Below are 23450 nucleotides of genomic sequence, written 5' to 3'. Positions count from 1 at the left end.
CGCGGTCCACGGTCCACGAGAGTAGGTGAGACCACGCCGGCGGTCTGCGGCGTCGCGCCAATTTCTCTATCAGTCATTGCGAGTCGCCATATGAGCAAGAATATTCGGAAGATCGGGGTAGTCGGTACCGGGGTCATCGGAGCCAGCTGGAGTGCGTTGTTTCTGGCTCAGGGGTTCGACGTCGTGGCGACCGATCCCGCGCCGGGCGCGGAAAAATCCTTGCGCGAGTACATCGCAAAGGCGTGGCCTGCGATGGAAACGCTGGGCGCCGTCGTGCCGGGCGGCTCGCAGGCGCGCCTGACGTTTACGACCGATATGAACGACCTTGCCGATGTCGACTTCGTCCAGGAAAACGGTCCGGAGCGTCTGCCGTTCAAGCACGAACTGTATCGTCAGCTCGATGCGATGCTGCGTCCGGACGTCATTATCGCGACCAGCTCGTCGGGTTTGACCATGACGGACATCCAGGAGGGTTGCGAACGGCATCCCGAGCGCTGCATCGTCGGCCACCCGTTCAACCCGCCGCATCTGATTCCGCTGGTCGAGCTCGTCGCGGGTAAGCGGACCGCTGCCGAGGCGATCGATCGCGCGGACGCGTTCTACACCGCGCTCGGCAAGAAGACGATCCGGCTCAACAAGGAAGTGCCGGGCCACGTCGCCAACCGACTGCAGGGTGTGCTGGTTCGCGAAATCATGTCGCTCGTCAGCGAAGGCGTGGTCAGCGTGGCCGATGCGGATGCGGCTTGCTCGTGGGGGCCGGGCTTGCGCTGGGGTGTCATGGGGCCGGTGATGCTGAATCATCTCGGCGGCGGCGCAGGCGGAATCGAACATTTCTACAATCAGTTTGCCGGCCCGCTCGTCACCTGGTGGACGCCGCTCGGCGACTTCGAATTCACCCAGGAAGTGCGCGAAAAGATGATCGCGGGCTTGCGTGAGGAAGTGGGTGGCCGTGACTTCCAGACGCTCGCTTCCGAGCGGGATCAGCTGCTGTTGACGCTGCTGAAGGCGCGTCTTGCTGGACAGTCGAAGCAGTAAGCCGTACACCGCCCGGCGCCATCATTTGGCACCTGCCTGACCGAGCCGGTCGGGCAGGCGCCGGGCGGTTTCGTTGTACCGATCCCGGCGGGATCTTGGCAGTTCAGGCAGCCAGTGAACGTTTCGGCGGCTGTTTTGGATTTCAGCGGCCGATGATTGCGGTTCGCTGCCTTTCGCCACACACGCTTTCCCCACCTTTCGCGATCTCTCCCCGACGTCCCGTCGCGTGCCAGCAGCGCCTGCGCCGTTGAAGCGGCCACGGCGTCGTCCAGCGGTGTCGATCGACCCGCCCCCCGCGTCAAGCCCGACCGCACAGAACGATTCAGGAACTTTAGGGACGCCAGTGCCGCGTGGTCGCTATGCTCGTCCTATCTGAGCATGCACCGAGGACGGCAATGACGACTGATCGTGGGAACCGATCGAGAAGGATACGCAAGCACGTCGCGTCAGTATTGGCCGTCGTCGCGACAGCCTGGAGCGTCGCGGCGTTCGCCGCCGCCCCGTTTGCCGGCAAGCAGGCGCCGGGCTTCTACCGGACGATGGTGGGCCAGTTCGAAGTCACGGCGCTTTCCGACGGAACGCATGCGTTCCCGATCGACAAGGTGGTCAAGGGCGTGTCGAACGCGACCATCGACGGCGATCTGCATCGCGCATTCCTCGAGCAGCCGGTGCAGGGCTCCATCAATGCCTTCCTCGTGAACACCGGCAAGAAGCTGATCCTCATCGATGCCGGAGCCGGGAGCCTGTACGGCGATTGCTGCGGGCGGCTCGTCGACAATCTTCGCGCGTCCGGCTATCGCCCCGAGCAGGTCGACGAAGTGCTGTTGACGCATATGCACGAAGACCATATCGGCGGAATCGCGTCGAAGGGCGCGGCCGTGTTTCCCAATGCGATCGTCAAGGCGAATCGCACCGAAGCCGACTATTGGCTCGATCCGGCCAACAAGCCGGGCGCATCGCCGCTTCTCGCGCCGTTCTTCGACGCAGCGGCCGCGGTGGTCGAGCCGTACCGCGCCACGGGGCGCTTCCAGACGTTCGATGGAGCGGGCGTGATCGAATCGGGCATTCGCGCCATCTCGCTGCCCGGCCATACGCCCGGTCAAATCGCCTATCTCGTCGAAAGCGGCACGGCGCATCTGCTCGTGTGGGGCGACGTCGTGCACGTCGCCGCGATTCAGCTTCGGCATCCGCAAGCCACCGTCGCGTACGACAGCGATCCGCCGCAGGCGCGCGAATCGCGTCGCGAGATCCTGCGCGAGGTGGCCGAGCGACGCTACCTCGTCGGCGCCGCGCATGTCTCCTTTCCGGGCCTCGGGCACGTCAGAGCGGATGGCGACGGCTTCGACTGGGTGCCCGTCAACTACGACGCATCGCCGGTGCCGGATGCCGGCGCTGCACCGGGCCGCTGACGCGGCAGCGCAGCGGCGCTCCTCCATGCGCCTTTTTCGAAGGAACGACCGATGGAAACGTCGAACGATGTCGAAGTCACGCATCACACGCTCACCGCGAACGGTATCCGCCAACACTATCTCGACGCCGGCAACGGGCCGGTAGTCGTGTTGCTGCACGGCTTTCCCGAGACCAGTTTCGCGTGGCGTCATCAGATGCCGGTGCTGGCCCGCACGTATCGCGTGATCGCACCGGACCTGCGCGGCTACGGTGAAACCGACAAACCCGCATCCGGATACGACAAGCGCAACATGGCGCGCGATATCGTCGGTCTGCTGGATCGGCTCGGCATCGACAAGGTTGCGCTGGTCGGCCACGATCGAGGCGCGCGTGTGGCGACGCGCCTGGTGAAGGATCACCCGGAGCGGGTGGACCGGCTGGTCGTGATGGACAACGTGCCGACGCGCATCGTGGCGGAGAACATGCGCCCCGAAACGGCGCGGGCGTACTGGTTCTTTCTGTTCCATCTGGTCGCGGACCTGCCCGAGACGCTGATCGCGGGCAACGAGGAGCCGTGGCTTCGCCACTTCTTTTCCGACTGGTGCTACAACCCGCACACGATCGAAGGCGCGGACTTCGACACCTACGTGAAGGCGTACAAGCGGCCGGGCGCCGTGCGCGGCGCGATGTCCGACTATCGGGCGAACGCCGAGGATGTCGCGCAGGACAAGGCGGACGCCGACGTCCGCATCGCATGTCCGACGATGGCGATCTGGGGCGAGGACTTCTACGCGGTCGGCGGCATGTTCGATATGAAGGCCGTGTGGGAGTCGATGGCGATCAATCTGCGCGCCGAGCCGATCGCGCGCTGCGGCCATCTCCCGCAGGAGGAGCAACCGGAGCGCGTCAATGCGCTGTTGCTCGAGTTCCTGAGCGGTTGGACCGGCGGTTGAGTGTGCTGCGCCGCCATCGGCACGCCGCGAGCCTCACCGGGCAACTGCCCGAATCCGTGGCGGCCAGTGGCAGCCACCAACTTTCGACCACCGAGGAATCGGCATGAGCACGTTCACGACACGCGACGGCGTTTCGCTTCACTACAAGGACTGGGGCGCCGGCCGTCCCGTCGTATTCATTCACGGCTGGCCATTGAATGCGGACATGTGGGACGTCCAGATGCATCATCTCGCGTCGAACGGCTTTCGCTGCATCGCGTATGACCGGCGCGGGTTCGGCCGCTCCGATCAGCCGTGGACGGGATACGACTACGACACGCTGTCCGACGACCTCGCGACGTTGATCGAGACGCTCGATCTGCGCGACGTGATACTCGTCGGCTTTTCGATGGGCGGCGGCGAAGTGGCTCGCTACATTGGCCACCACGGCACGGGCCGCGTCGCGAAGGCCGTGCTGGTCGGTTCGGTGACGCCGCTGGTGGCGCGACGCGACGATCACCCCGACGGCGCGGATATCGCCATATTCGACGGCATTCGTGCCGGCATCCTGGCCGACCGCGCCGCATTCTTCGAGAGCTTCTGGCCGTTGTTTACCGGTTCGAACCGGCCCGACTCGACGATCTCGCGCGCGGCGCTCGACTGGACGTCGTTCATGGCGCTGCAGGGCGGGCTGAAGGGCACGCTCGATTGCGTCGCGGCCTTTTCCGAGACCGACTTCAGGCCCGACCTCGACAAGTTCGACGTTCCGACGCTCGTGATTCACGGCGACGACGACCAGACCGCACCGCTGAGCCTGACCGGCGCGGTCACGGCGCAGCGCGTGCGTCACGCGACGCTGAGCGTGTACGAACGCGGGCCGCACGCGCTGTATCTGACGCATGCGCAGCGCTTGAACGACGAACTGCTTGCCTACGCGCGCGCTTGATGCCGCGGCCGGCAACATTGCGTTGACTTGAATCGCGCACGGTGTACCGCTCCGGGCGCCGTGCCCAATCGTTCCCATTCACCGGTTTCCCGTCCCGCTGTGGGCGTGCGGAAACCGGCTTGTCTCATGGCGCAGTTCGATGGGCGCCCCGACGGGCGCCGTGCGCCGTCACATTCATTCCGAGTACATCGCGTGCGCCGGCGTGCGGCTTGCCTTCCACAGATGCGACCGGCAAACCGCTCGATAACGCACACTTCCCGCATTAACTTCGGACCATGAAACGATATTTATTTCCGAGGCAAACGCATCGCGATGCATTTTCATTAATGAATTGACGTAAATCAATACTTCGCATTCCGTTTTTGATGCCTCGGCGAATCAGATTGGCCAATCTTCATTCGAATGAGAAGGCATTAGCCGTACGAACTGTCAAATTACTTCATGTAGTGGGGCGGCGCGTCCCCATTGGCCGGGCTGCGTGATACCTTTTTGCTCAACGTCGCCGCGACATAAAGCGTTGAATAAACCGTTAAGCCCGGCACGCTGAAACACCGAAAGGTGCGGTTGCCGTGGGGCAGGAATCCAACGTACGAGGCGTGCCGTGACACATCGGGAAAACAATGTCGTCGAGTTGCCGGATGCACTCGTCGCCAATCATTTCTTGGCATCGCTCGACGGAAATAGCCGTTCGAAACTGGCGCCGCATCTGCGGCTGACGACGCTGCGGACCGGCGAGCTTTTATGTGATGCCGGCGAGAACCTGGACGCCGTCTATTTTCCGGTGACGGCCGGTGTGTCGCTGCAATTCACGGGGTCGGGCAGGGGCACGCTCGGCGTGACGGAAATCGGCCGAGAAGGCGTCGTCTGCGACGACATCGTCGGCAGTGCGATGCAGCGCCGGGTCGTCGTCTATGGCGGCGGCTTCGCGTATCGGCTGGGTACGCACCGTTTCGCCGACGCGTGCGCCGCCTCGGCCGCGATCCGCCGGCAGGTGTTCGTGCGGATGAGTCTGGTGCTGTCCCAGGCGTCGCAGGTGATGTTCTGCAGCCGCCATCACACGATCCGGCATCAACTGATGCGCTGGCTGCTGATCGGCTACGAGCGCTCGCGCAGCATCGAAATCCCGGTCACGCACGGCATGCTTGGTCAGATGCTCGGCGTGCGCCGCGAGACCGTCACCGAAACCACGCGACAGATCCACGCGCTCGACCTGATTCATCAGCGTCGCGGCGTCATCGTGCTGACGGATCTCGCGCGCCTCGAACGAGCGAGTTGCGGCTGTCATCGGGCGATCCGCGACGAAACGCGGCGCCTCCTCGCACTCGACGCCGGTGCGTTACCGGCGCTCGGCGCGCGAATGGTCTAGCCGTCGGCTGCAGGTGATGCTGCGCAGCCGATACCTGTGCGTCGCGCAGCAGCGGCATGAACGGCGGTGCGCAGTACACGGGGAAGCATGGATGCGTGAACGCGGGATTTCCGGCGACGCGCCGGGCAGGTTGGATCGAGAAGAACCAGAAAGCGGTCGTGAAGGTATGGAAAACAGTACGAAGTTTCAGAGTCAGCGCAGCTCGTTTCACGTGTGGCCGTGGAGCCCGGTGCTCGGCATCCTGCCGGTCGTCGTCGTGGTCGTGACGCTGGCCGGGTTCGTGGCCGTCAGCCTGGTCGTGATCATGTCGCTGCGCGTGTACGTCGGCGGCGAAAGCAGCTGGTCGAAGGCGCAGAAGGACGAGGTCATCCTGTTGAGCCGCTACGCCGACACCGGCGACGAAAAGCTGTTCGACGATTACCGGCTCGCGGACGCGACGCTTGTGTCGTTCAGCGTTGCGCACCGCGCGATGATCGGCGTGCCGGCCGACTACGACGTGGCCCGCTACGCGATGATCGCGGCCGGCATCAACCCGGTCGATGCGACCGCGGTCGTGTGGTTCTATCCGGTCCTGAACTCCTTCGCGCACGTGAACACCGCGCTGCAGTACTGGGCCGAGGCGGACCGGCATCTGCTCGACCTGCGCCGGCTCGCCGGTGCGCTGCGCGAGTCGGTCCACGCGGGCGACGTCGCGCGCACGAGCCGCCTGAACCGCGACCTCTGGGACATCAACTCGCGCATCGAGCCGTTGCCGAAACGCTTCTCCGACGAACTCAGCGCCGAATTCCGTTCAGCGGTGATCCAGTTGCTCCTGTCGTACGTGGTGGCGTCGCTGTTGATCATCCTGCTGTCGGTGCGCTGGGCGAGCCGCGCGCAACGCCAGCAGTCGTCGATGCAGACCGAGCTCGACCGCAGCCTCGCATTTGCCGACGCCGCGCTTCGTTCGGTCGTCGATGCGATCGTCACGATCGGTCTCACGCGCAGCATCGAGACCGTGAACCCGGCCGCCGAGCAACTGCTCGGCAGGACGGCGCAGCGGTGCGTCGGCGAGCCGATCAACGATGTGCTCGACCTGATCGACACGTCGACCGGCATGTCGATCAAGCTGCTCGCAACGCTTTGCAACGGCGGCGACCACACGTTCACGCGCGATCTCAACCTGATCCGCGTATGCGGTGCGGCGGTGCCCGTGCGCGCGTCGCTGTCGCGGATGACCAACGCCGTCGGCCGTTGCGTCGGCCACGTGCTGACCCTGCGCGACATGACGCGCGAGCACCAGCTGATCGAGCGGCTCACGTGGCAGGCGTCGCACGACGCGCTGACCGGCCTGATCAACCGCACCGGGTTCGAGCGGCGCCTCGGCGAGATGCTGGCCGACGGCGCGGGCGGCGCGCTGATGGTGCTCGACCTCGACGGCTTCAAGGAAGTGAACGACGTATGCGGCCACGCGGCCGGCGATGTGCTGCTGCGCGACGCGACGGCGGTATTCAGCGGCTGTCTCGACGAAGGCGACGTGTTTGGCCGCCTCGGCGGCGACGAGTTCGGCATCCTGCTGCCGGCCTGCCGCAACGTCGCGCCCGACGACGGCAAGGCCGAGCGCATGCGCGCGCAGCTCGAGGCCTTCACGTTCACGTGGGACGGCGAGCCGTTCAAGATCAGCGTCAGCATCGGGCTGCTGGATCTCGCGTGCCGTCCCGCGAGCATCGAGAAGGCGATGCAGATGGCCGACCTCGCGTGCTATGTCGCGAAGGACGGCGGCCGAAATCGCGTGCACGTCGCGCATCCGCGCGACCTGCATGCCGGCCGCCCGGCGTATCACACGCAATGGAGCCGCCGCGTGAAGACGGCGCTCGAAACGAATGCGTTCCAGTTGCACGCGCAACCGATCGTGCCGATCCAGTCGGGCGACGGCGCGCCGCAGCGCGTGGAGATCCTGCTGCGCGTGCCGGACGCCGACGGCAAGCTGATCGCACCGGTGTTCCTGCCGGCCGCCGAGCGCTACGGCCACATGACGATGATCGACCGCTGGGTGGTCAGCAACGTGATCCGGCGTCTCGCGCGGCTCGAACGGCGTGAGTACGTCGAATACAACGTGAACCTGTCGGCGCGCTCGATCACCGACGAGCGCTTCGTCGAGTTCGTGATGGCCGAGTTGTCGGCGTCGGGGCTCGAGCCGTCGCTGCTGTGCTTCGAGATCACCGAGACGAGCGCGGTCCGCAACCTGGAAGTCGCATCGCGCTTCATGTGTGAGCTGCGCGATCTCGGCTGCCGGTTCGCGCTCGACGATTTCGGCGCCGGCATGTCGTCGTTCTCGTATCTGCACCAGTTGCCGATCGACTACCTGAAGATCGACGGCGGGCTGGTCGCGACCATGACGTCCGACCACGTCAAGCGTGGCATCGCGTGCGCGATCAACGACATCGCGCACGTGATGCAGTACCGGACCGTCGCCGAGCACGTCGAGGACCCGGAGACGGCCGAGATGCTGCGCACGCTGGGCGTCGACTACTGCCAGGGCTATTACTTCGGCCGCCCCGTGCCCTGGCAGGAAGGGGGATTCCATTGAACCACGGAGGACAACAGATGAATGCTCCATTCGAGCTGAGCGGCGACATCATGGACCTGGCCAGCTATCCGGCGTGGCTGCGCGACGTGGTAGGCGCGACCGACGAGCTGAAGGCCCGCATCCGCGCGCATCCCGTGTTCGCGGCGATGATCGACGGGACGCTGACGGCGGCGCAACTGCGCACGTTCTTCGTGACCGGCTGGGCGGTGGTCAGCCAGTTTCCCGAGTACATGGCGATGAACCTCGTGAAGACCGCCGCGTACCGGTCGCCCGGCGACGAGAAGGCGCGGCGCTATCTGATCCGCAATATCCGCGTCGAGCAGAATCACGTCGATCACTGGGCCAACTGGGCCGCCGAGTCCGGCGTGACGCGCGACATGCTGCTCGGCGCCGACGCGCCGCTCGCCGGCTTCGCGCTGAGCCACTGGTGCTGGAAGAGCGGCAGCGCGGACGCGCTGGCGCCGAGCATCGCCGCGACGAACTACGCGATCGAAGGCGTCACGGGCGAGTGGAGCGCGCTGCTGTGCGCGTCGCCGTACGAGGAGAAGTTCGATGCGTCGGTGCGGCATCGCGCGATGCGCTGGCTGAGGCTGCATGCCGAGTACGACGACCGCCATCCGTGGGAGGCGCTCGATATCGTCGCGACGCTGCTCGGCCGCGCGCCGGACGCGCGCGACGTGCGCGAGGTCGGGACGTCGATCCGCAAGAGCTTCGAATACTTCCTGATGAGCCTCGATTGCTGTCTGCATGTTTAGGCGGTCGCGCCGTGCCGAAGCCGGTACGCGCGTCGTCGTCGGCACGTCGGCGTGATGGCGACGACGCGCACGCCGCTGTCCTGCTGGACGATTTCCGATGCTGACAAAAGTACTCGTCGCAGAGCCGGACCCGCGCATGCGCGGCATGATTCGTGCGTTGCTGCGCGGCTGTGACATCGCCATGTCGGTGCTCGACGACGTATCGATGCTGCGCGCGCGCGTCGCCGCGGTGGCGCCCGCGTTGATCGTGCTGCGCTTCGAGCCGCCGGGCACGGCAGTCTGCGCGGCGCTCGACGCGCTGCGGTGCGCGGGTTGCGACCTGCCGGTGATCGTGCTCGGCAGCAGCGCGCAGTTGGCGGACAAGCTCGTCGCGTTCGAGGCCGGCGCCGACGACTATCTCGTCTTGCCGTTCGAGCCGATGGAGTTCGTGGTGCGCGTGCGCTGCGCCATCCGCAGGCATGCGGCGCGCGCGCCGCGCCACGTCGATCGCTATGCGTTCGGCGACATCGACGTGGATTTCGTGACGCGCCGCGCGACGCGCGCGGGCGAAGATCTCGGGCTGCGCGCGAGCGAATTCGCATTGCTCGAAGTGTTCATCGCGCAGCCGATGCGTGTGCTGTCGCGCGCGGAGATCCTCGCGCGGCTCGGGCCGGCCGTCGCCGGGCGCGCGGAGCGCGGGCTCGGCGTGTTGGTTTTCAGGCTGCGCAACGTGGTCGAGGGCGCGCTCGGCGACTATCGCTATATCCGCACCGTACGCGGCCGCGGCTACATCTTCGTGCCGCTCGGCGTGCTGCCGGACGACGACCTGCAGACGCCGCCGCCAGCGCGCATTTAGGTCGTCGCCGTTGGCGACGGAGCCGACGAAGCCGACGCGGTCGGCATTCGTCGCGCCGTCATTGCGCGGGGGCGTCGGCAGGCGTGCGGTAGCACGTCGGCACGCCCTTCGCGCCGGACAGTTGATAGACGAGCTTGTGCGCATTCGTCGCCGCGCGTCCCGCGGGCGAACTCAGCACCACGTAGCGGCTGAATTGCCCCTGGCCCGTCGCTTCCTTCGTGATGATGAGCGGTGCGAGCACGGGATCGGCGCTGGCCGATTCCGGGTCGATCACGCGGCGCACGTGCGACAGGCTCGTCACGTACCAGTCGGCGTTCAGCTTCGGCGTCTTGAGAATGAACGGACGGTACGCCGGCCCCGCATAGTGGCTGTCGATGATCATCCACGGGTCCATGTCGGTCGTACCGATCTCGGACGGCTGCACCTTGGTCGTTCCGCCGTCCGCACGCGAGAAGAAGCCGCCGAAATCGCCGCCCAGACGCGAGCCGCTCGCGCCGGCCACCGCCGGATCGTAGCGTTGGCCTTCGGGGCCGTTGCGCAGGTCGCTGAAGCGCTTGCCCGTCCACGTGACCACGTGCGACACGACGAAGCCCGACATCATGCTCTGCGGCGCCGCTTGCGGATGCGCGGTTTCGGTGATGTACAGCAGATCGCCGGGGCGCAGATGATCGACGAATTGCGCGACGTTGTCCTGATTGATGTCGAGCAGCACGCCGGCCTGGTCGGTCACGGCCGCGAGCGGGTCCGAACCGATCGAGCATGCCTGCGTGCCGATGCCCGTCTGCAGGTTGCCGCTTGCGTGCGTGATGCCGGCAAAATCGTAGGCCCACGACGTGAAGTCCGAACAGTCGACGCCTTGCCACTTGATGTCGGCGTTGGCGAGCGTCGCGGTGGTCTGCGCGCCGTTGCTGCGTCGATGCGGCGCGCAGGTCATGGACTTCGACGACGTATCCGAGTTAAAGAACGACGGGCGCGAAGCCGGCGGCAGCCAGCCCGGAATATGGTGATGGCAGTAGTTCAATTCCTGGTCGACCCAGTAGTTCTCGGTTGCCAGCAACAGCTCGCGCTGGAACGTCGCGACGTCGCCGGCGCACGACGCCGTCGTGATCGCGCCGTACACGGCCGCGCGCGGGCCCCACGAGCCGCCGTCGGCGAAGCTCGACCAGTTGTCGACTGTCACGTTGTGTCCGAGCCGCGCCTGTACGTCGTTCTTGCGGCTCGTGAAGAGCGGCAACTGCTCGTTGTAGAGCGCGACGCGATCGCGGCATGCGCCGTCGCTGACCGTGATCGTCGCCGGCTTGCCGGGGACGACCGGCTTGAGCATCGCCACCGACGCGATGCCCGAACGATTGAGCGGGTTCACCGCGTAGCCGGCCGCGCCGGTCGTCACCGCGCAATTTCCGCCGGGCGGCGCAGCGAGCGTCCCATCGGCCGCGGGATTGCCGGCGCCGGTATTGCACTCGGCCAGCGTGTCGCCGTTGGCCGATTGCGCGACGATGTTCTGCGTGCTGTCCTGAACCGATGCGCCGGTGTCGGTGCGGCTCTGCGATTCGGCGCCGAGCGCCAGCGCCATTTTTGCGCCGTCGGACAGATCGGCGGCAGCGAGCGCCGTACCGGGCGCGACGAACGCCGGTGCGGTCTGCTGCACGTCGAACCCGCCGGCGAACGCGTTGACCTGCACCATCGCCGCCGCGAGGTTCGCGCTGGTCAAGCCGCCTGCGGCGCGTGCCGCCTGAACGATCGCGTTCGAATAGACCGACACGATCATGCGCGCCGGCGCAGCCGTGAAGACGGCTTCGATGTCGCCTTGCAGCGCCGTGCGCGTACCGGTCGCTTCCTCGTCATACACGCCGCCCGTGGCGCGCACGAGCACCGGATAGTGCACGGCGCCGCCGAGCACGAACGTGCCGTCGTCGCGGGTCACCGCATGGGCGATCGGCTGGTCCGACGCGGAGCCGTCGGCCGCGACCGCATAGACGCTGACCGACGCGTTGCGCAGCGGCCCCATATAAACGGCGCCGGTGGTAGATGACGATGTACCGCCTCCGCATGCAGAAAGAGAAAGTAGGAGTGCGGCGCCGAGCGCGGCATTGCGAAGATTGGGGTTCACGATCACCTGCCGTCAGGATGTGCGGGTATTTCCGGGTGCGACGTCGCGTCGAATGCACGAAGGTCGCGGAAGCGATGCACGGAATCGGCAGAGTAGGGACGATCGGCGCCGGTTGATATGAGGATAAGCATGGCATGTCGCGGCCATTTCATCGAATCGACGGCCTGCAAATCCGCATTTCGCGCTCGGAGGCCCGCTGGAAAAGGCGCATCGGATCGTTGAAATTAGGGAATGCTGCGCAGGCTGCGTACGATGTGCGACGTTCGTTCGCGGCGTTGGGGCAGGGTGTCTGCGCTTGATAAAGTCGGAACGTTGAATTGATCCGGACGCCATGTCGAAACGATGGCGCTGCGCGCTTGCCGAGCATCGGAACGCGCCCCGATTGCGCCACGTCCCGATGCCGCGCTGCCGTCGTGCCGGCCTGGCCGCGGACGAAAAAAAGCCCGCTTGGGAAGCGGGCTTCGTACCATCAGCAATTGCCTTTCTTCGCCTGGCCGGGCGGACAGAATCCGTTGCCCGGCCCGCCCTGCGGCGCGACGACGACCGGCGCGCCCGGCACGTAGGCGACACATCCGCTGAGTGCGCCCACCACGCTCGCTGCCGCGAGCAGCGCAATAACCCCTTTCTTCACATCGTTCTCCCGTTATCGAGGAAAGGGCCGTGCGGCCCTTTCGTGGTTGCTGCCGAGCGTCAGAACGTGAAATTGACGTTCGACTGGCTGGTGGTTGCGTTGACGTTCGTCGCTTGCGTCGCGCCCGACGCTGCGTCCGCCTCGATCGTGTATTGACCGGCGGCGCCCGGCGACGCGGCGAGCGCGACCGGCAACGTGCCCGAGTAGGTGCCGACGATCGGCGCGGCCGCGGGCAGGTTCAGCGCATACGCGCCGGTGTCCATGTTCGCGTTGATCGACGCGATCTCGTACGGGTTCGCGTCGACGGTCTGCAATGCGCGCACCAGCGCGTCGGCGCTCGGCGTCACCGTGCCGCTGACCGTGCTCATCGTCGATGCCGGCAGCGCGATCGGCGCGCTCTGCGCCGATACGGAAGTGGTGGTGTTCACCACGACCGGTACGGACCGCACGATGCCCGACGCGAAGCTGTTCTGCACGATCACGACGTCGTAGTTGCCCTGCGTCGAGCTCTGGATCAGCGGCGACAGCACGAACTTGCCGGTGCTGTCGGCCACCGTGCCGCGCACGACCTTGCCGCCTTGCTCCGCATAGACGGTCGCGCCGGCTTCCGCCGCGGCGACGTAGCCCGCGATCGCGCCGCTCACCACGGTCGGCGTGGCGGTGACGACAGGCTTCAGCGCATAGGTACCGTTGCCGCGCTGGACGATCGACTTGCACGCGTTGAAGTCGAGCACGAGGTCGACGAGCGTGTTCGGCTGCACCGTAAACGGCTGGATGATCTTGTAGCCGCTTTGCGTCGCGCTCGGCGTGGCGAGCGCCTGCTCGGTGCCGCCGGTCGGGACGACCGAATTCGCGAGACTGTTGCCCTGGTTTTGCGCGAGCACGAGCCGCACTTGCTGATATTGGCCGGCGGGCAGCGCGGTCTGGCCGAGATCGGCGAGGACGCCGTTGGTCAGCGACAGCAGGTCGATTTTCTGCGGCGTCGTCAGCGCGACGGTGGACCACCCTGCATCGTTATCGGCAGCATTCGCATTCGCATTGACGCGGACCTGCGACACCGTCACATAGACATGATCGAAGCCGCATGACGGCGCATCGGTCATCGCGACGTGCAGCGTGCCGGTTTGCGTGCTGCCGCCGTCGCCGCCGCCGCCGCCGCCGCACGCAGCCAGCGCGAACGGCACCATCGCTGCGCACAACGCGGCCTTCCAGAATTGATTGTTCATTGTTTTGTCCCCTTCCATCATGATTGTGGATGGACCGAAGCATAGCCGCGCGCGGCGCCCACAGTGTGGACAGGTTTGCAACGAACGGTAAATTCTGCGTCCACGCGTAAAGGGGCTGGCTTGGCGGCGCACGTTCCGCCTCAGCGTCGCCGCAGTGCGGCGCGCCGCGAACGAACGAGCGCGCTCGGCCGAACGTGATAGCAGCGGACGGCGCGGCTTAGATCGGCCGCGCGAGGCAAAAACTTGATGGGGAAAAGCACCGAACCCGCGGTATTTTTTTCCTCGTTATAGTGCGGACGTGAGCGGTGAACGCGGCGCAATGCGCGCACACCGCCTGGCAACGACTGTAGACGGGTGCTGTATGAAAAACACGAAAGAAACGACCATCGGACCGGCATGGGGTGTCGCGGCAGGCGTGCTGCTGGCCGCGGCGGGATTGAGCCTCGACCTCTTTCCGAAATCGCTGAACGGCACGGGCGCCGCCCACGACTTCCTGGCATCCGGCATCGCGATGCTCGGCATCTTTCTCGCCGTCTACTCGACGCACGAATTCCGCAGGAAGCGGATGCACTGACGCCGGCGCGTTACGAGCGGGCGCGCCCGTTCGCGCAACCGGCGTCGGCCAGCAAATCGTCGACGATGATCTCGGCAGCGGCCTGGCCCGCGCACAGCGCGGTGCGCGTCGTGTCGAACAGGCGGCCGCCGTCGTCGGCGAGCCGGATCGGCGCGAGCAGCCGCGTGGCGCGCTCGCCCGCGCGCACCTGCACGATGGCGACGAACCCGAACCGGGGCGGATCGGCCAGCGACGCGCGCGCGTGCGGCAGGTCGAGCCGGAATTCGCAGCGGACATCGATCGTGTATCCGCGGTAGGTGTACGCACTGTTCATCTGCAGCTCGCTCGAGAGGGAACGCGACGACGGACCGTGGGCGCATGATATCGGCTCGTGCGAGCCGGCGGGGCTGGGGCGTCTACCTAGGCGAGGATCTCGTGCCGGTAGACCAGTTCGACGATGCGCTTGGTCGGGATGCTGGCGCGCAGCGCCGCGACGCGATCGATCGCGAACCACTTGCACTTGTCGATCTCGTTGCTGGCGGTCGGCTTGTGTTCGGGGCCGACTTCCGCGAAGAACACGTGGTGCACCTTCGCGAGCCCGCTGAACTGCATCGAATAGACGAGGCTTTGCCCGACGATGCCGGTTTCCTCGAGCAATTCGCGATGCGCGGCTTCGAGCGGCGTTTCGCCGCGTTTGATCGTGCCGCCCGGCAGCGCCCAGCGCGACGACATGCGGGCGACCAGCAGCACCTGCTCGGCGCGATAGCACACGATGGTTGCCCGTTCCTTGATCGGGACGGTGGCGATTTCGGGCGGGGCGATGGAGGTGGCTGGCGACATGGTGCGATTCTAGCGGCTGCCGGGCGGCGGGCCAAGCAGCGGCGGCCGGCGTCGCCGAGCGCGACGATCAGATCGCGCCGTGCCGGCGTCGGTGGCGTTACTGCCGTTCCGGCAGAAACCAGTTCATCACCAGCGCGCAGATGCCGCCCGTCGCGACACCCGAGGCCAGCACGTTCTTCAGCGCATGCGGCAGGCTGTTCAGGATGTCGGGCACCTGCGACACGCCGAGGCCGAGCGCGAGCGACACCGCGATGATCAGCAGCGCGCGGCGGTCGAGGTGGACGCCGGACAGGATGTTGATGCCCGATGCGGCCACCGCGCCGAACATCACCATCGCCGCGCCGCCGAGCACCGGCTCGGGCACCGCCTGCAGCGCGCCGGCCACCACCGGGAACAGCCCGAGCACGACCAGCATCGCCGCGATCCAGATGCCGACGTAGCGGCTCGCGACGCCCGTGATCTGGATCACGCCGTTGTTCTGCGCGAACACCGAGCTCGGAAACGTGTTGAACACGCCGGCCAGCAGCGAGTTCGCCCCGTTCACGAGCACGCCGCCCTTGATCCGGCGCATCCATACCGGCCCTTCGACCGGCTCGTTCGAGATCTTGCTCGTGGCGGTGACGTCGCCGATCGCTTCGAGCGACGTGACGAGATAGATGATCAGCATCGGCACGAACAGCGACCACGAGAAGCCGATGCCGAAGTGCAGCGGCGTCGGCACCTGAAACAGCGCGGCCTGGTGCATGCCGGTGAAGTCGAGGCGCCCGAGCGCCGCCGCGACTGCATAGCCGATCGCGAGCGCGATCACCAGCGCCGTGCTGCGCACCCAGACGATCGGCACGCGGTTCAGCACGATGATGGTGCCGAGCACGACGCACGACAGCGTCAGGTTCTGCGCGCTCGCGAACGTGCCGTTGGCCATCGCGCCGTAGCCGCCGCCCATGCTGACGAGGCCGACCTTGATCAGCGTGAGCCCGATCAGCAGCACGACGATGCCGGTCACGAGCGGCGTGATCAGCCGCTTCACGAACGGCAGGATGCGCGACACGGCCATCTCGACGAACGAGCCGGCGATCACGACGCCGAAGATCGCGGCCATCACCGTTTCGACCGGCGTGCCTTGCTTGACCATCACGCTGCCGCCCGCGATCAGCGGGCCGACGAAGTTGAAGCTCGTGCCCTGCACGATCAGCAGCCCCGCGCCGAGCGGGCCGAAGCGCTTGCACTGCACGAACGTGGCGATGCCTGAGATCACCAGCGACATCGACACGATCAGCGTCGTGTCGCGGCTCGAGACGCCGAGCGCCTGGCAGATCAGCAGCCCCGGCGTGACGATCGGCACGATGATCGCCAGCAGGTGCTGCAGGGCGGCGACGAACGCGATCGTCGGCGCCGGGCGGTCGTTGGGGCCGTAGACGAGGTCGCGCGCGGAAGATGCGTCGTCGGCGCCGTGAGCGGCGGATCGGGCAGAGGAGGCGGGTTGCATGGGCGAGCGGGCCGGACAGGAGGAAAGTGCGGCATTTTAGCCGAACGGCCGCGGGCGCCGCCCCTTGGTGTGGCGCGACGGCCGGCGCCTGGCGGCCACGGAACGACGGCCGGGAAAGGAGTCGAGCAAGGAGTCGAACAAGACGCAGCGGCAGTGCCGGGTACGGTCAGCGCGGGCGGCGCGGCGCGCGGCTTTGCGGATACGCGCGCTTGCAGACGTCGATGACGACGTCGCGCAGCCGCCGATGCACCGGGTCGCCGTGCATGCGCGGGTGCCACAGCGCCGAGATCAGGATCTCGGGCAGCTTGACCGGAATCGCGAAGCTGCGCAGCCCGAGCGCGTCCGCGAGCCCCGGCGTGAATGCGTTGCCGAGGCTCGAGCGCGGCACCAGCGCGATCAGGTCGGTGCCGGCCGCGACGCGCATCGCATCCGGATAGCCGGGCACGACCACGTGGACGTTGTGCGCGGCCACCGCCGTGCGCTCGCCGTCGTCGGCCGGGCCGCCGAAGTCGCCGAGCTGCGCCGCGATCACGTGGCGGCAGGCCGCGTAGCGCGCCGGCGTGATTCGGGCCGCCGCGAACAGCGGGTGGCCGCTGCGTGCCACCGCGACGTGCGCGTCGTGAAACAGCTCGCGCGTGTGCAGCTCCGGCGCGTCGTCGCCGCGCTTGCCGATGTCGAGATCGACCGAGCCGTCGCGCAGCGGCCCGGGGTCGCGCGCGAGCCGCGGCACGAAGCGCACGCGCACGCCGGGCGCGACGTCGCCGATCGCGGCGACGACCGGGCCGGCCAGCATTTCCATGAACGACGCCGCCGCGCGCAGCGTGAAGGTGGCCGACAGCGTCGCGAGGTCGAGGTCGGCCGCCGCCGGCCGCAGCACGGCCTGCGCTTCGCGTGCGACCGCGTGCACGCGCTCGCGCAACGCCGTCGCGTGCGGCGTCGGCACGAGCCGGCGTCCGGCGCGCACGAGCAGCTGGTCGCCGGTGGCCGCGCGCAAGCGCGCGAGCGTGCGGCTCATCGCGGACGCGCTTAAGCCCAGCCGGCGCGCGGCGCCGGTCACGCTCGCTTCGCCGAGCAGCGCGTCGAGCGCGGTGACGAGGTTCAGATCGAGGTCTTCCATCCCGACAGCATAAGGCATGGCGCGGCGTGACATGGCGTCCGGTGCAATCGTGGATTGCGTTCGGTGCGTCTGGTGCATCCGATGGCGAGCGCCTACAGTAGCCGGAGACGAACGATCTCCAAGGTGAATACGATGCAACCGACTCTCTCGCACGCCGGCACACCCTCGATCCTGCTGGTCGCCGTCTCGCGCGGCCTCGGGCTCGCGATGGCCGAGCAGTTCCTGAATCACGGTTGGCATGTGACCGGCACGGTCCGCGCGGGCTCGGGCCGCTCGAAGCTGCACGACCTCGCCGAGCGCGTCGGCGCGCGGCTCGACATCGAGACGCTGGACATCTGCGAGCCCGCGCAGCTTGCCGCGCTGCGCGCGCGCCTGTCGGGGCGGCGCTTCGACATGCTGTTCGTCAACGCGGGCACGAGCAACGATCCGGCCGAGACGATCGGCGAAGTCACGACCGACGAGTTCGTGCGCGTGATGATCACGAATGCGCTCGCGCCGATGCGCACGATCGAGACGCTGCAGGATCTCGTGACGGCGGACGGCCTGATCGGCGCAATGTCGTCGGGGCAGGGCAGCGTGTCGAACAACGTCAACGGGATGCGCGAGGTGTACCGCGGCAGCAAGGCCGCGCTGAACCAGTTCATGCGCAGCTTCGCCGCGCGTCAGGCCGGTACGGCGCGCGCGATGGTGCTGATGGCGCCCGGCTGGGTCCGCACCGAACTCGGCGGCCCCGACGCGCGGCTGACGATCGACGAAAGCGTGCCGGGCCTCGTGAACGTGCTGCTCGACAAGCGCCGCCGCCCGGGGCTCGAATACCTCGATTACGAGGGCCGCACGGTGCCCTGGTAGCGCGCGACGGTCGCGCTCTGCGCGCGTCGCGCCGATTCAATACAATGCGACGTCGAGGTGCGCGCGCCGTGTCGGCGTGCCGACCAGCCGACAACTCCGGAGCGCAGCATGAACGAACCCTACCTGCAGGTCATCGCGCATTACTTCGCGAAACCCGGCAACGGCGAGCGCGTGATCGAGCTGCTCGCGCAGCTCGCGCCGCCCACGCGTGCGGAACCGGGCAACCTCGACTACGCGTACTTCCGGTCGCCGGTCGATCCCGACCACATCGTGATCCTCGAGCGCTACCGCGACGCCGGCGGCCTCGACGCACATCGGGAAACGCCGCATTTCCAGCGCATCGGCATCGGCGAGATCATTCCGCTGCTCGATCGCCGCGACGTGACGCGCTACATGGTGCTGCCGGACACCGGCACGGCGACGCTACCGGGAGCCGCTCGATGAACCCGTTTCAATTCCGTACCGTCGCGACGCAGATCGTCGAATTCGGCGCAGCACGCCGGCTTGGCGCGCTGTTGCGCGAACGCTTTCCGTCGCTCGTGCGGCTGTGCGTCATCACCGACGCGTTCCTGCATCGCAGCGGCGTGCTCGCGCCCGCGCTCGAGAGCCTCGCCGCGCACGGCTGGCAGGTGAGCGTGATCGACGACGTCGTCGCCGATCCGCCCGAGCACGTGGTGCTCGAAGCGACCGCGCGCGCGGTGGCCGCCGACGCCGAGATCGTGCTCGGCCTGGGCGGCGGCTCGTCGATGGACGTCGCGAAGCTGATCGCCGTGCTCGCGCCGGGCCGGCAGGCGCTGGCCGACATGTACGGCGTCGACAAGGTCGCGACGCCGCGGCTGCCGCTCGTGCAGATGCCGACCACGGCCGGCACCGGCTCGGAAGTGACGGCCGTATCGATCGTCACGGTCGGCGAAGCGCGCAAGATGGGCGTGGTGTCGCCGCAGCTGTTCGCGGACGTCGCGATCCTCGATGCCGAGCTCACGCTCGGGCTGCCGCGCGCCGCGACGGCAGCGACCGGCATCGACGCGATGGTGCACGCGATCGAAGCCTATACGTCGGCGCGGTTGAAGAACCCGGTGTCGGGCATGCTGGCCGTGCACGCGCTGACGTTGCTGTCGCGCAATGTGCTGAAGGCATGCGACGACGGCCACGATCGCGCGGCGCGCGAAGCGATGCTGGTCGGCGCGATGTTCGCGGGTCAGGCGTTCGCGAATGCGCCGGTGGCGGCCGTGCATGCGCTCGCTTACCCGATCGGCGGCATTTTCCACGTGCCGCATGGCTTGTCGAATGCGCTCGTGCTGCCGCACGTGTTGCGCTTCAACGCGGCGGCTGCCGCGCCGCTGTACGCGGAGCTCGCGGCGATCGTCGCGCCGTCGGCGACGGGCAGCGACGCAGCGAGGACGCAGGCGCTGATCGACGAGATCGACCGGCTGATCGTCGCGACCGGCATTCCGCGCACGCTGCGCGAAGTCGGCGTCGGCGAGGCCGACCTGCCGAGGATGGCGGCCGATGCGATGCTGCAGACGCGTCTGCTCGTCAACAATCCGCGCGAAGTGACCGAAGCCGATGCGCTCGCGATTTATCGGCAGGCATGGTGAAGGCGGCGCGGATGGTGACCGGTGAAGACGGCGGTATGAGGCAAGGGGCTGAAGCCGCCACGACCGTCCGATGCGTCGCATGGCAGGTGCTGCACACCTGGCAAGCCGCCGAATGGTGCCGGCTCGCGCCCGCGCCCGCGGGCATCGACCTGTCGGGTACGATCGCCGGCGCGCTCGACGGCACGCCGTTCCGCATCGACTATGCGATCGAATGCGGCGCCGACTGGCTCACGCGTTCGGTGCGCGTCGTGCATCGCCACGGCGCGGCGCCGCCGCAGCGGCTCGAGATCCGCTGCGAAGCGGGGCGGTGGACGATCGAGGGCGCACACGCGGCGGCGCTCGACGGTGCGACCGACATCGATCTCGGCTTCAGCCCGTCGACCAATACGTTGCCGATCCGGCGGCTCGGACTGACGGTCGGCGCGTCGGCCGTCATCCATACCGCGTGGCTGCGTTTTCCGGAGTTCGAGCTCGTGCGCGGCGAGCAACGCTATACGCGTACGGCCGAGCGCGTGTACCGCTATGAGAGCGGCGCCTATGCGGCCGACATCGCGGTCGACGACGCAGGCCTCGTCATCGATTACGACGAGTGGCGGCGCATTGGTGCGAGCGCTCGCGCGTAGCGCGGCGGCAACCGCGGCTCAGCGAGCGTCGGCGACGCTCACGCGGCCGGGAATCAGCTTCAGCGCGCTGAATGCATCGGCGATGTTCTGCTGATAGGCGAGCGTTGCGTCGCTGACCGGCTGCACGCCGTAGCCGGTGCGCTTCAATGCGACTTCGAGCGTGGCCGTGTCGAGCCCGACGAGCGGCGACAGTTGCGCGGCGACTTCGCCGACATGATCGCGGCCCCAGCGATCGACCGCGTCGACTTCGTCGAGCAACGCGCGCAGGATCTGCGGCTGCGCGCGCGCGTACCGGCGCGCGGCGAGATAGTACTGCGTGTTGCGCACGAGCCCTTCGCCGTTCGCGACCACGCGCGCGCCGAGCTGACGCTCGGCGGCCGCGAGATACGGATCCCATATCACCCATGCGTCGACGTTGCGCTGCACGAATGCGGCGCGCGCGTCGGCGGGCGTCAGGAAAATCGGCTGGATGTCGGTGTATGGAATGCCCGCATGCTCGAGCGCCTTCACGAGCAGGTAGTGGACGTTCGAACCCTTGTTGAGCGCGACCTTCTTGCCGCGCAGCTGCGCGAGCGTCCGGATCGGCGAATCGGGCAGCACGACGATCGCTTCGCCGCGCGGCGCGGGCGGCTCGTTGCCGATGTAGACGAAGTCGACGCCGGCCGCCTGCGCGAAGATCGGCGGCGTCTCGCCGACCGTGCCGACGTCGATCGCGCCCGCGTTCAATCCTTCGAGCAGTTGCGGGCCGGCCGGAAACTCGAGCCACTCCACGGTCACGCCCTGGCTCGCGAGCCGCTTCTCGAGCGTGCCGCGCGCTTTCAGCACGACGAAGTTGCCGTATTTCTGGAAGCCGATGCGCAGCCGCGTGCCGCCCGCTTGTGCGCGGGCGGGCAGGCCGGCGAGCGGCCCGAGCGCGACGCCGGCGAGCGCGGCGGCGGTGCCTTGCAGCCACCGGCGGCGGCGCGTGCTTTGCGGCGGCGTGTCGAGGGTGTCGAGGGTGTCGGGCGGAAGGTCGTTCATCGAGGCGTCCTGCGGGCTGCGGCGAGTTCATGGGCTGCGCGGGAACGTGGCCCGGTTCAGACCGGGCGGGAACTGCCCCGCGCGCGACTCAGCACGATACGGCGGCCTGTCCGCCCGGCCAACCAACGAATCCGCATATGCAAATCAGCGACGCGACGATGCGTGCACGACGGCGCGGCGGGCCGTCGTCGCGGTCAATCGCTGCCGGCCGCGCTTTCCTCGATCGCATCGACGCGATCCGGATAGAACGCGAGATGGCCGCGAATCGCTTCGACGGCCGGATTCGGATGCTCGTAGGTCCACACCGCATTCACGGCGCGCGCGCCGGCCGCCGGAATCGAGTAGTACGCGCAATCGCCCTTGTACGGGCAGTAGGTCGCATGGTCGGTGCGCTGCAGCAGCGACATGTCGGCATCGTCGCGCGGAATGTAAAGGACGGCCGGATAGCTCGCTTCGCGCAGCGCCAGTGCGCGGCGCGTATCGGCGACGACCGTGCCGCCCGCCTTGACGACGACGCGCGACGGATGCGGTTCGATCGTGATCGGATGGTCGGGGCCGGGCGACTTCACGGGGCGAGACGGGGTATCGGGGCTGATCGACATCGTGGTTCCTCCGGGAGACGGTGGGAGCGCCGCGTGGAAGCGAGCTGCGAGGATGTGCGCGGCGATGGTCGCGTCGGCCAACTGAGAGCATGCGCGCATTGCGCAAAAGCTGCAGCGGGATGCGGTTGGGGCAATGGACGTTCCCGAACTTTTTGGCGTAAATCCGTGCGCTGCACAATTACCGGCGCGAATTGCAATGCCGTTGAAAACAGGTGCGGAATTACCGCCGACGATCAGGTATCGGAAACAATATGCATCATCGTTAATATTCTTACGTCCGGCCCGGAACTGTCGGCATCGCGGCGGTTAAATAACGGTAAATAATTCGCGCCGATCCGCTTCGATAACCGTTTTTTCCATAAATCCATTCCGACACCGAATGATTGGAAATCGCCGAAAAAATTGTCCATGCCCTAGACGAAATAGCGTGATTCGCATCGTGCTGAATGCGCTCATGCAATCGACGCGCGCACGTCGCGCGTCGCAGCGATCGAAGGGATTCCGGGGGACGCCGACGGCCCGATACAGCGGCCGCAGCATGAGTCTTGAACGGGCGAATGTCGTGCGCCACCCGAAGCAGTGCAGCGCCAATATATCAACGGTCGATCAGCGGCCCGGTCATACGGAGGTTGTCATGCTGCAATACGTCAAGACCTTGTTGCGCGATGAACGGGGCGTCAGCTCGCTCGAATACGCGGTTCTGGCCGGCATCGTCGTGGTCGCGCTCGTGGCCGTCGGCACGGTGCTCAGCGGCAGCTCGGGGCTGTCGTCGATCTTCACGACGCTGATCAACAAGGTCTCGTCGCTGATTTGATCTCCTGAACCCGCGCGTCGCCGACGAATACACGGCTCCGCGGCAGTAAGGCGGACCCGGACGCGGCGCGCCGACGGACGGTTCTCCGATGCGCTATCTCGTGCAAGCGGCGGCGACGCTCGTGCTGGCGTCGCTCGCGATGCAGGACGTGCGCGCG

Annotated in this window: 23 protein-coding genes; 14 read left to right on the top strand and 9 right to left on the bottom strand. The window is 67.3% G+C overall.

Translation table 11 applies throughout. The annotated features are described in order from the left end of the window. Positions 1-90 precede the first annotated feature (90 nt). From MYA_RS22275 to MYA_RS22240, 8 genes are all read left to right on the top strand, one after another. Entirely contained in the window at positions 91-1035 is a 945-nt protein-coding gene (locus MYA_RS22275) for a 3-hydroxyacyl-CoA dehydrogenase NAD-binding domain-containing protein (RefSeq protein ID WP_011881880.1), read from the top strand. 395 nt (positions 1036-1430) lie between these two features. Beyond that, complete coding sequence (locus MYA_RS22270; RefSeq protein ID WP_050991236.1) at positions 1431-2444, top strand: MBL fold metallo-hydrolase; 1014 nt, start codon at positions 1431-1433, stop codon at positions 2442-2444. Between the two features lie 51 nt (positions 2445-2495). Then, entirely contained in the window at positions 2496-3377 is an 882-nt protein-coding gene (locus MYA_RS22265; RefSeq protein WP_014725158.1) for an alpha/beta fold hydrolase, read from the top strand. Between the two features lie 103 nt (positions 3378-3480). Continuing rightward, positions 3481-4302: an alpha/beta fold hydrolase gene (locus MYA_RS22260; RefSeq protein WP_014725157.1), complete on the top strand. Its 822-nt coding sequence runs from the start codon at positions 3481-3483 to the stop codon at positions 4300-4302. A gap of 601 nt (positions 4303-4903) precedes the next feature. Further along, the gene (locus MYA_RS22255) at positions 4904-5668 is read left to right on the top strand and encodes a Crp/Fnr family transcriptional regulator (protein ID WP_011881884.1); all 765 of its coding nucleotides are present in this window, start codon (positions 4904-4906) and stop codon (positions 5666-5668) included. 166 nt (positions 5669-5834) lie between these two features. Beyond that, the gene (locus tag MYA_RS22250) at positions 5835-8234 is read left to right on the top strand and encodes a putative bifunctional diguanylate cyclase/phosphodiesterase (RefSeq protein ID WP_041494176.1); all 2400 of its coding nucleotides are present in this window, start codon (positions 5835-5837) and stop codon (positions 8232-8234) included. Positions 8235-8251: 17 nt separating this feature from the next. Then, a complete protein-coding gene (locus MYA_RS22245) occupies positions 8252-8989 on the top strand; it encodes a TenA family transcriptional regulator (RefSeq protein ID WP_011881886.1) in 738 nt (245 codons plus the stop codon). Between the two features lie 97 nt (positions 8990-9086). After that, positions 9087-9824, top strand: a complete 738-nt coding sequence (locus MYA_RS22240) for a winged helix-turn-helix domain-containing protein (RefSeq protein WP_011881887.1) — start codon at positions 9087-9089, stop codon at positions 9822-9824. A 58-nt stretch (positions 9825-9882) separates the two neighbouring features. Here MYA_RS22240 and MYA_RS22235 read toward each other — a convergent pair whose 3' ends face one another. From MYA_RS22235 to MYA_RS22230, 3 genes are all read right to left on the bottom strand, one after another. After that, positions 9883-11832 (bottom strand): hypothetical protein, encoded by a 1950-nt coding sequence (locus MYA_RS22235; protein ID WP_041494175.1) that lies wholly within the window; start codon positions 11830-11832, stop codon positions 9883-9885. 571 nt (positions 11833-12403) lie between these two features. Next, complete coding sequence (locus tag MYA_RS31980) at positions 12404-12565, bottom strand: hypothetical protein (protein WP_011881889.1); 162 nt, start codon at positions 12563-12565, stop codon at positions 12404-12406. A 59-nt stretch (positions 12566-12624) separates the two neighbouring features. Continuing rightward, positions 12625-13791: a DUF4382 domain-containing protein gene (locus tag MYA_RS22230; RefSeq protein ID WP_014725153.1), complete on the bottom strand. Its 1167-nt coding sequence runs from the start codon at positions 13789-13791 to the stop codon at positions 12625-12627. Between the two features lie 361 nt (positions 13792-14152). On the opposite strand from MYA_RS22230, the gene MYA_RS22225 reads away from it, so the two are divergent. After that, complete coding sequence (locus tag MYA_RS22225) at positions 14153-14365, top strand: hypothetical protein (RefSeq protein ID WP_014725152.1); 213 nt, start codon at positions 14153-14155, stop codon at positions 14363-14365. Between the two features lie 10 nt (positions 14366-14375). Here MYA_RS22225 and MYA_RS22220 read toward each other — a convergent pair whose 3' ends face one another. The 4 genes from MYA_RS22220 to MYA_RS22205 form a co-directional block, all read right to left on the bottom strand. Next, positions 14376-14678, bottom strand: coding sequence for a hypothetical protein (locus MYA_RS22220; RefSeq protein ID WP_011881892.1), 303 nt, complete (start codon positions 14676-14678; stop codon positions 14376-14378). Between the two features lie 86 nt (positions 14679-14764). Beyond that, entirely contained in the window at positions 14765-15184 is a 420-nt protein-coding gene (locus tag MYA_RS22215; RefSeq protein ID WP_011881893.1) for an NUDIX hydrolase, read from the bottom strand. Positions 15185-15281: 97 nt separating this feature from the next. Beyond that, entirely contained in the window at positions 15282-16670 is a 1389-nt protein-coding gene (locus tag MYA_RS22210) for a nucleobase:cation symporter-2 family protein (protein WP_014725150.1), read from the bottom strand. Between the two features lie 166 nt (positions 16671-16836). Then, the gene (locus tag MYA_RS22205) at positions 16837-17787 is read right to left on the bottom strand and encodes a LysR family transcriptional regulator (protein ID WP_041494174.1); all 951 of its coding nucleotides are present in this window, start codon (positions 17785-17787) and stop codon (positions 16837-16839) included. Positions 17788-17919: 132 nt separating this feature from the next. Between MYA_RS22205 and MYA_RS22200 the strand changes: the two genes are divergently transcribed. The 4 genes from MYA_RS22200 (at position 17920) to MYA_RS22185 (ending at position 20857) form a co-directional block, all read left to right on the top strand. Beyond that, positions 17920-18636 (top strand): SDR family oxidoreductase, encoded by a 717-nt coding sequence (locus MYA_RS22200; protein ID WP_041494173.1) that lies wholly within the window; start codon positions 17920-17922, stop codon positions 18634-18636. A gap of 108 nt (positions 18637-18744) precedes the next feature. Then, complete coding sequence (locus MYA_RS22195) at positions 18745-19080, top strand: putative quinol monooxygenase (protein WP_014725146.1); 336 nt, start codon at positions 18745-18747, stop codon at positions 19078-19080. After that, positions 19077-20234 (top strand): iron-containing alcohol dehydrogenase, encoded by a 1158-nt coding sequence (locus MYA_RS22190; RefSeq protein ID WP_014725145.1) that lies wholly within the window; start codon positions 19077-19079, stop codon positions 20232-20234. Before MYA_RS22195 ends, MYA_RS22190 begins: the two co-directional genes overlap by 4 nt. Positions 20235-20269: 35 nt before the next feature. Beyond that, on the top strand, positions 20270-20857 hold the full coding sequence (locus tag MYA_RS22185) for a putative glycolipid-binding domain-containing protein (protein ID WP_034193872.1): 588 nt from the start codon (positions 20270-20272) through the stop codon (positions 20855-20857). A gap of 18 nt (positions 20858-20875) precedes the next feature. Here the strand turns inward: MYA_RS22185 and MYA_RS22180 are convergent, their stop codons facing one another. Both MYA_RS22180 and MYA_RS22175 read right to left on the bottom strand, forming a co-directional pair. Next, a complete protein-coding gene (locus MYA_RS22180; protein WP_014725143.1) occupies positions 20876-21877 on the bottom strand; it encodes a sulfonate ABC transporter substrate-binding protein in 1002 nt (333 codons plus the stop codon). 194 nt (positions 21878-22071) lie between these two features. After that, on the bottom strand, positions 22072-22479 hold the full coding sequence (locus MYA_RS22175) for a DUF427 domain-containing protein (protein ID WP_014725142.1): 408 nt from the start codon (positions 22477-22479) through the stop codon (positions 22072-22074). A gap of 634 nt (positions 22480-23113) precedes the next feature. On the opposite strand from MYA_RS22175, the gene MYA_RS30200 reads away from it, so the two are divergent. Continuing rightward, the gene (locus MYA_RS30200) at positions 23114-23293 is read left to right on the top strand and encodes a Flp family type IVb pilin (protein ID WP_059990935.1); all 180 of its coding nucleotides are present in this window, start codon (positions 23114-23116) and stop codon (positions 23291-23293) included. The last annotated feature ends 157 nt before the right edge of the window (positions 23294-23450 follow it).

The sequence above is a fragment of the Burkholderia sp. KJ006 genome, assembly GCF_000262695.1.
Lineage (GTDB): Bacteria > Pseudomonadota > Gammaproteobacteria > Burkholderiales > Burkholderiaceae > Burkholderia > Burkholderia vietnamiensis.
Note: the sequence above shows the minus strand (reverse complement) of the source record. Positions and strands in the feature narration are given on the sequence as shown.

Excerpts from the sequence above, each read along its gene's own strand:
- MYA_RS22235 (WP_041494175.1), bottom strand. The coding sequence starts at position 11,832 with ATGGGGCCGCTGCGCAACGCGTCGGTCAGCGTCTATGCGGTCGCGGCC.
- MYA_RS22180 (WP_014725143.1), bottom strand. The coding sequence starts at position 21,877 with ATGAACGACCTTCCGCCCGACACCCTCGACACCCTCGACACGCCGCCG.
- MYA_RS22270 (WP_050991236.1), top strand. The coding sequence starts at position 1,431 with ATGACGACTGATCGTGGGAACCGATCGAGAAGGATACGCAAGCACGTC.
- MYA_RS22225 (WP_014725152.1), top strand. The coding sequence starts at position 14,153 with ATGAAAAACACGAAAGAAACGACCATCGGACCGGCATGGGGTGTCGCG.
- MYA_RS22175 (WP_014725142.1), bottom strand. The coding sequence starts at position 22,479 with ATGTCGATCAGCCCCGATACCCCGTCTCGCCCCGTGAAGTCGCCCGGC.
- MYA_RS22190 (WP_014725145.1), top strand. The coding sequence starts at position 19,077 with ATGAACCCGTTTCAATTCCGTACCGTCGCGACGCAGATCGTCGAATTC.
- MYA_RS22195 (WP_014725146.1), top strand. The coding sequence starts at position 18,745 with ATGAACGAACCCTACCTGCAGGTCATCGCGCATTACTTCGCGAAACCC.
- MYA_RS22265 (WP_014725158.1), top strand. The coding sequence starts at position 2,496 with ATGGAAACGTCGAACGATGTCGAAGTCACGCATCACACGCTCACCGCG.
- MYA_RS22260 (WP_014725157.1), top strand. The coding sequence starts at position 3,481 with ATGAGCACGTTCACGACACGCGACGGCGTTTCGCTTCACTACAAGGAC.
- MYA_RS22250 (WP_041494176.1), top strand. The coding sequence starts at position 5,835 with ATGGAAAACAGTACGAAGTTTCAGAGTCAGCGCAGCTCGTTTCACGTG.
- MYA_RS22220 (WP_011881892.1), bottom strand. The coding sequence starts at position 14,678 with ATGAACAGTGCGTACACCTACCGCGGATACACGATCGATGTCCGCTGC.
- MYA_RS22210 (WP_014725150.1), bottom strand. The coding sequence starts at position 16,670 with ATGCAACCCGCCTCCTCTGCCCGATCCGCCGCTCACGGCGCCGACGAC.
- MYA_RS22200 (WP_041494173.1), top strand. The coding sequence starts at position 17,920 with ATGCAACCGACTCTCTCGCACGCCGGCACACCCTCGATCCTGCTGGTC.
- MYA_RS22205 (WP_041494174.1), bottom strand. The coding sequence starts at position 17,787 with ATGGAAGACCTCGATCTGAACCTCGTCACCGCGCTCGACGCGCTGCTC.
- MYA_RS22275 (WP_011881880.1), top strand. The coding sequence starts at position 91 with ATGAGCAAGAATATTCGGAAGATCGGGGTAGTCGGTACCGGGGTCATC.
- MYA_RS22185 (WP_034193872.1), top strand. The coding sequence starts at position 20,270 with ATGAGGCAAGGGGCTGAAGCCGCCACGACCGTCCGATGCGTCGCATGG.
- MYA_RS30200 (WP_059990935.1), top strand. The coding sequence starts at position 23,114 with ATGCTGCAATACGTCAAGACCTTGTTGCGCGATGAACGGGGCGTCAGC.
- MYA_RS22245 (WP_011881886.1), top strand. The coding sequence starts at position 8,252 with ATGAATGCTCCATTCGAGCTGAGCGGCGACATCATGGACCTGGCCAGC.
- MYA_RS22240 (WP_011881887.1), top strand. The coding sequence starts at position 9,087 with ATGCTGACAAAAGTACTCGTCGCAGAGCCGGACCCGCGCATGCGCGGC.
- MYA_RS22230 (WP_014725153.1), bottom strand. The coding sequence starts at position 13,791 with ATGAACAATCAATTCTGGAAGGCCGCGTTGTGCGCAGCGATGGTGCCG.
- MYA_RS22215 (WP_011881893.1), bottom strand. The coding sequence starts at position 15,184 with ATGTCGCCAGCCACCTCCATCGCCCCGCCCGAAATCGCCACCGTCCCG.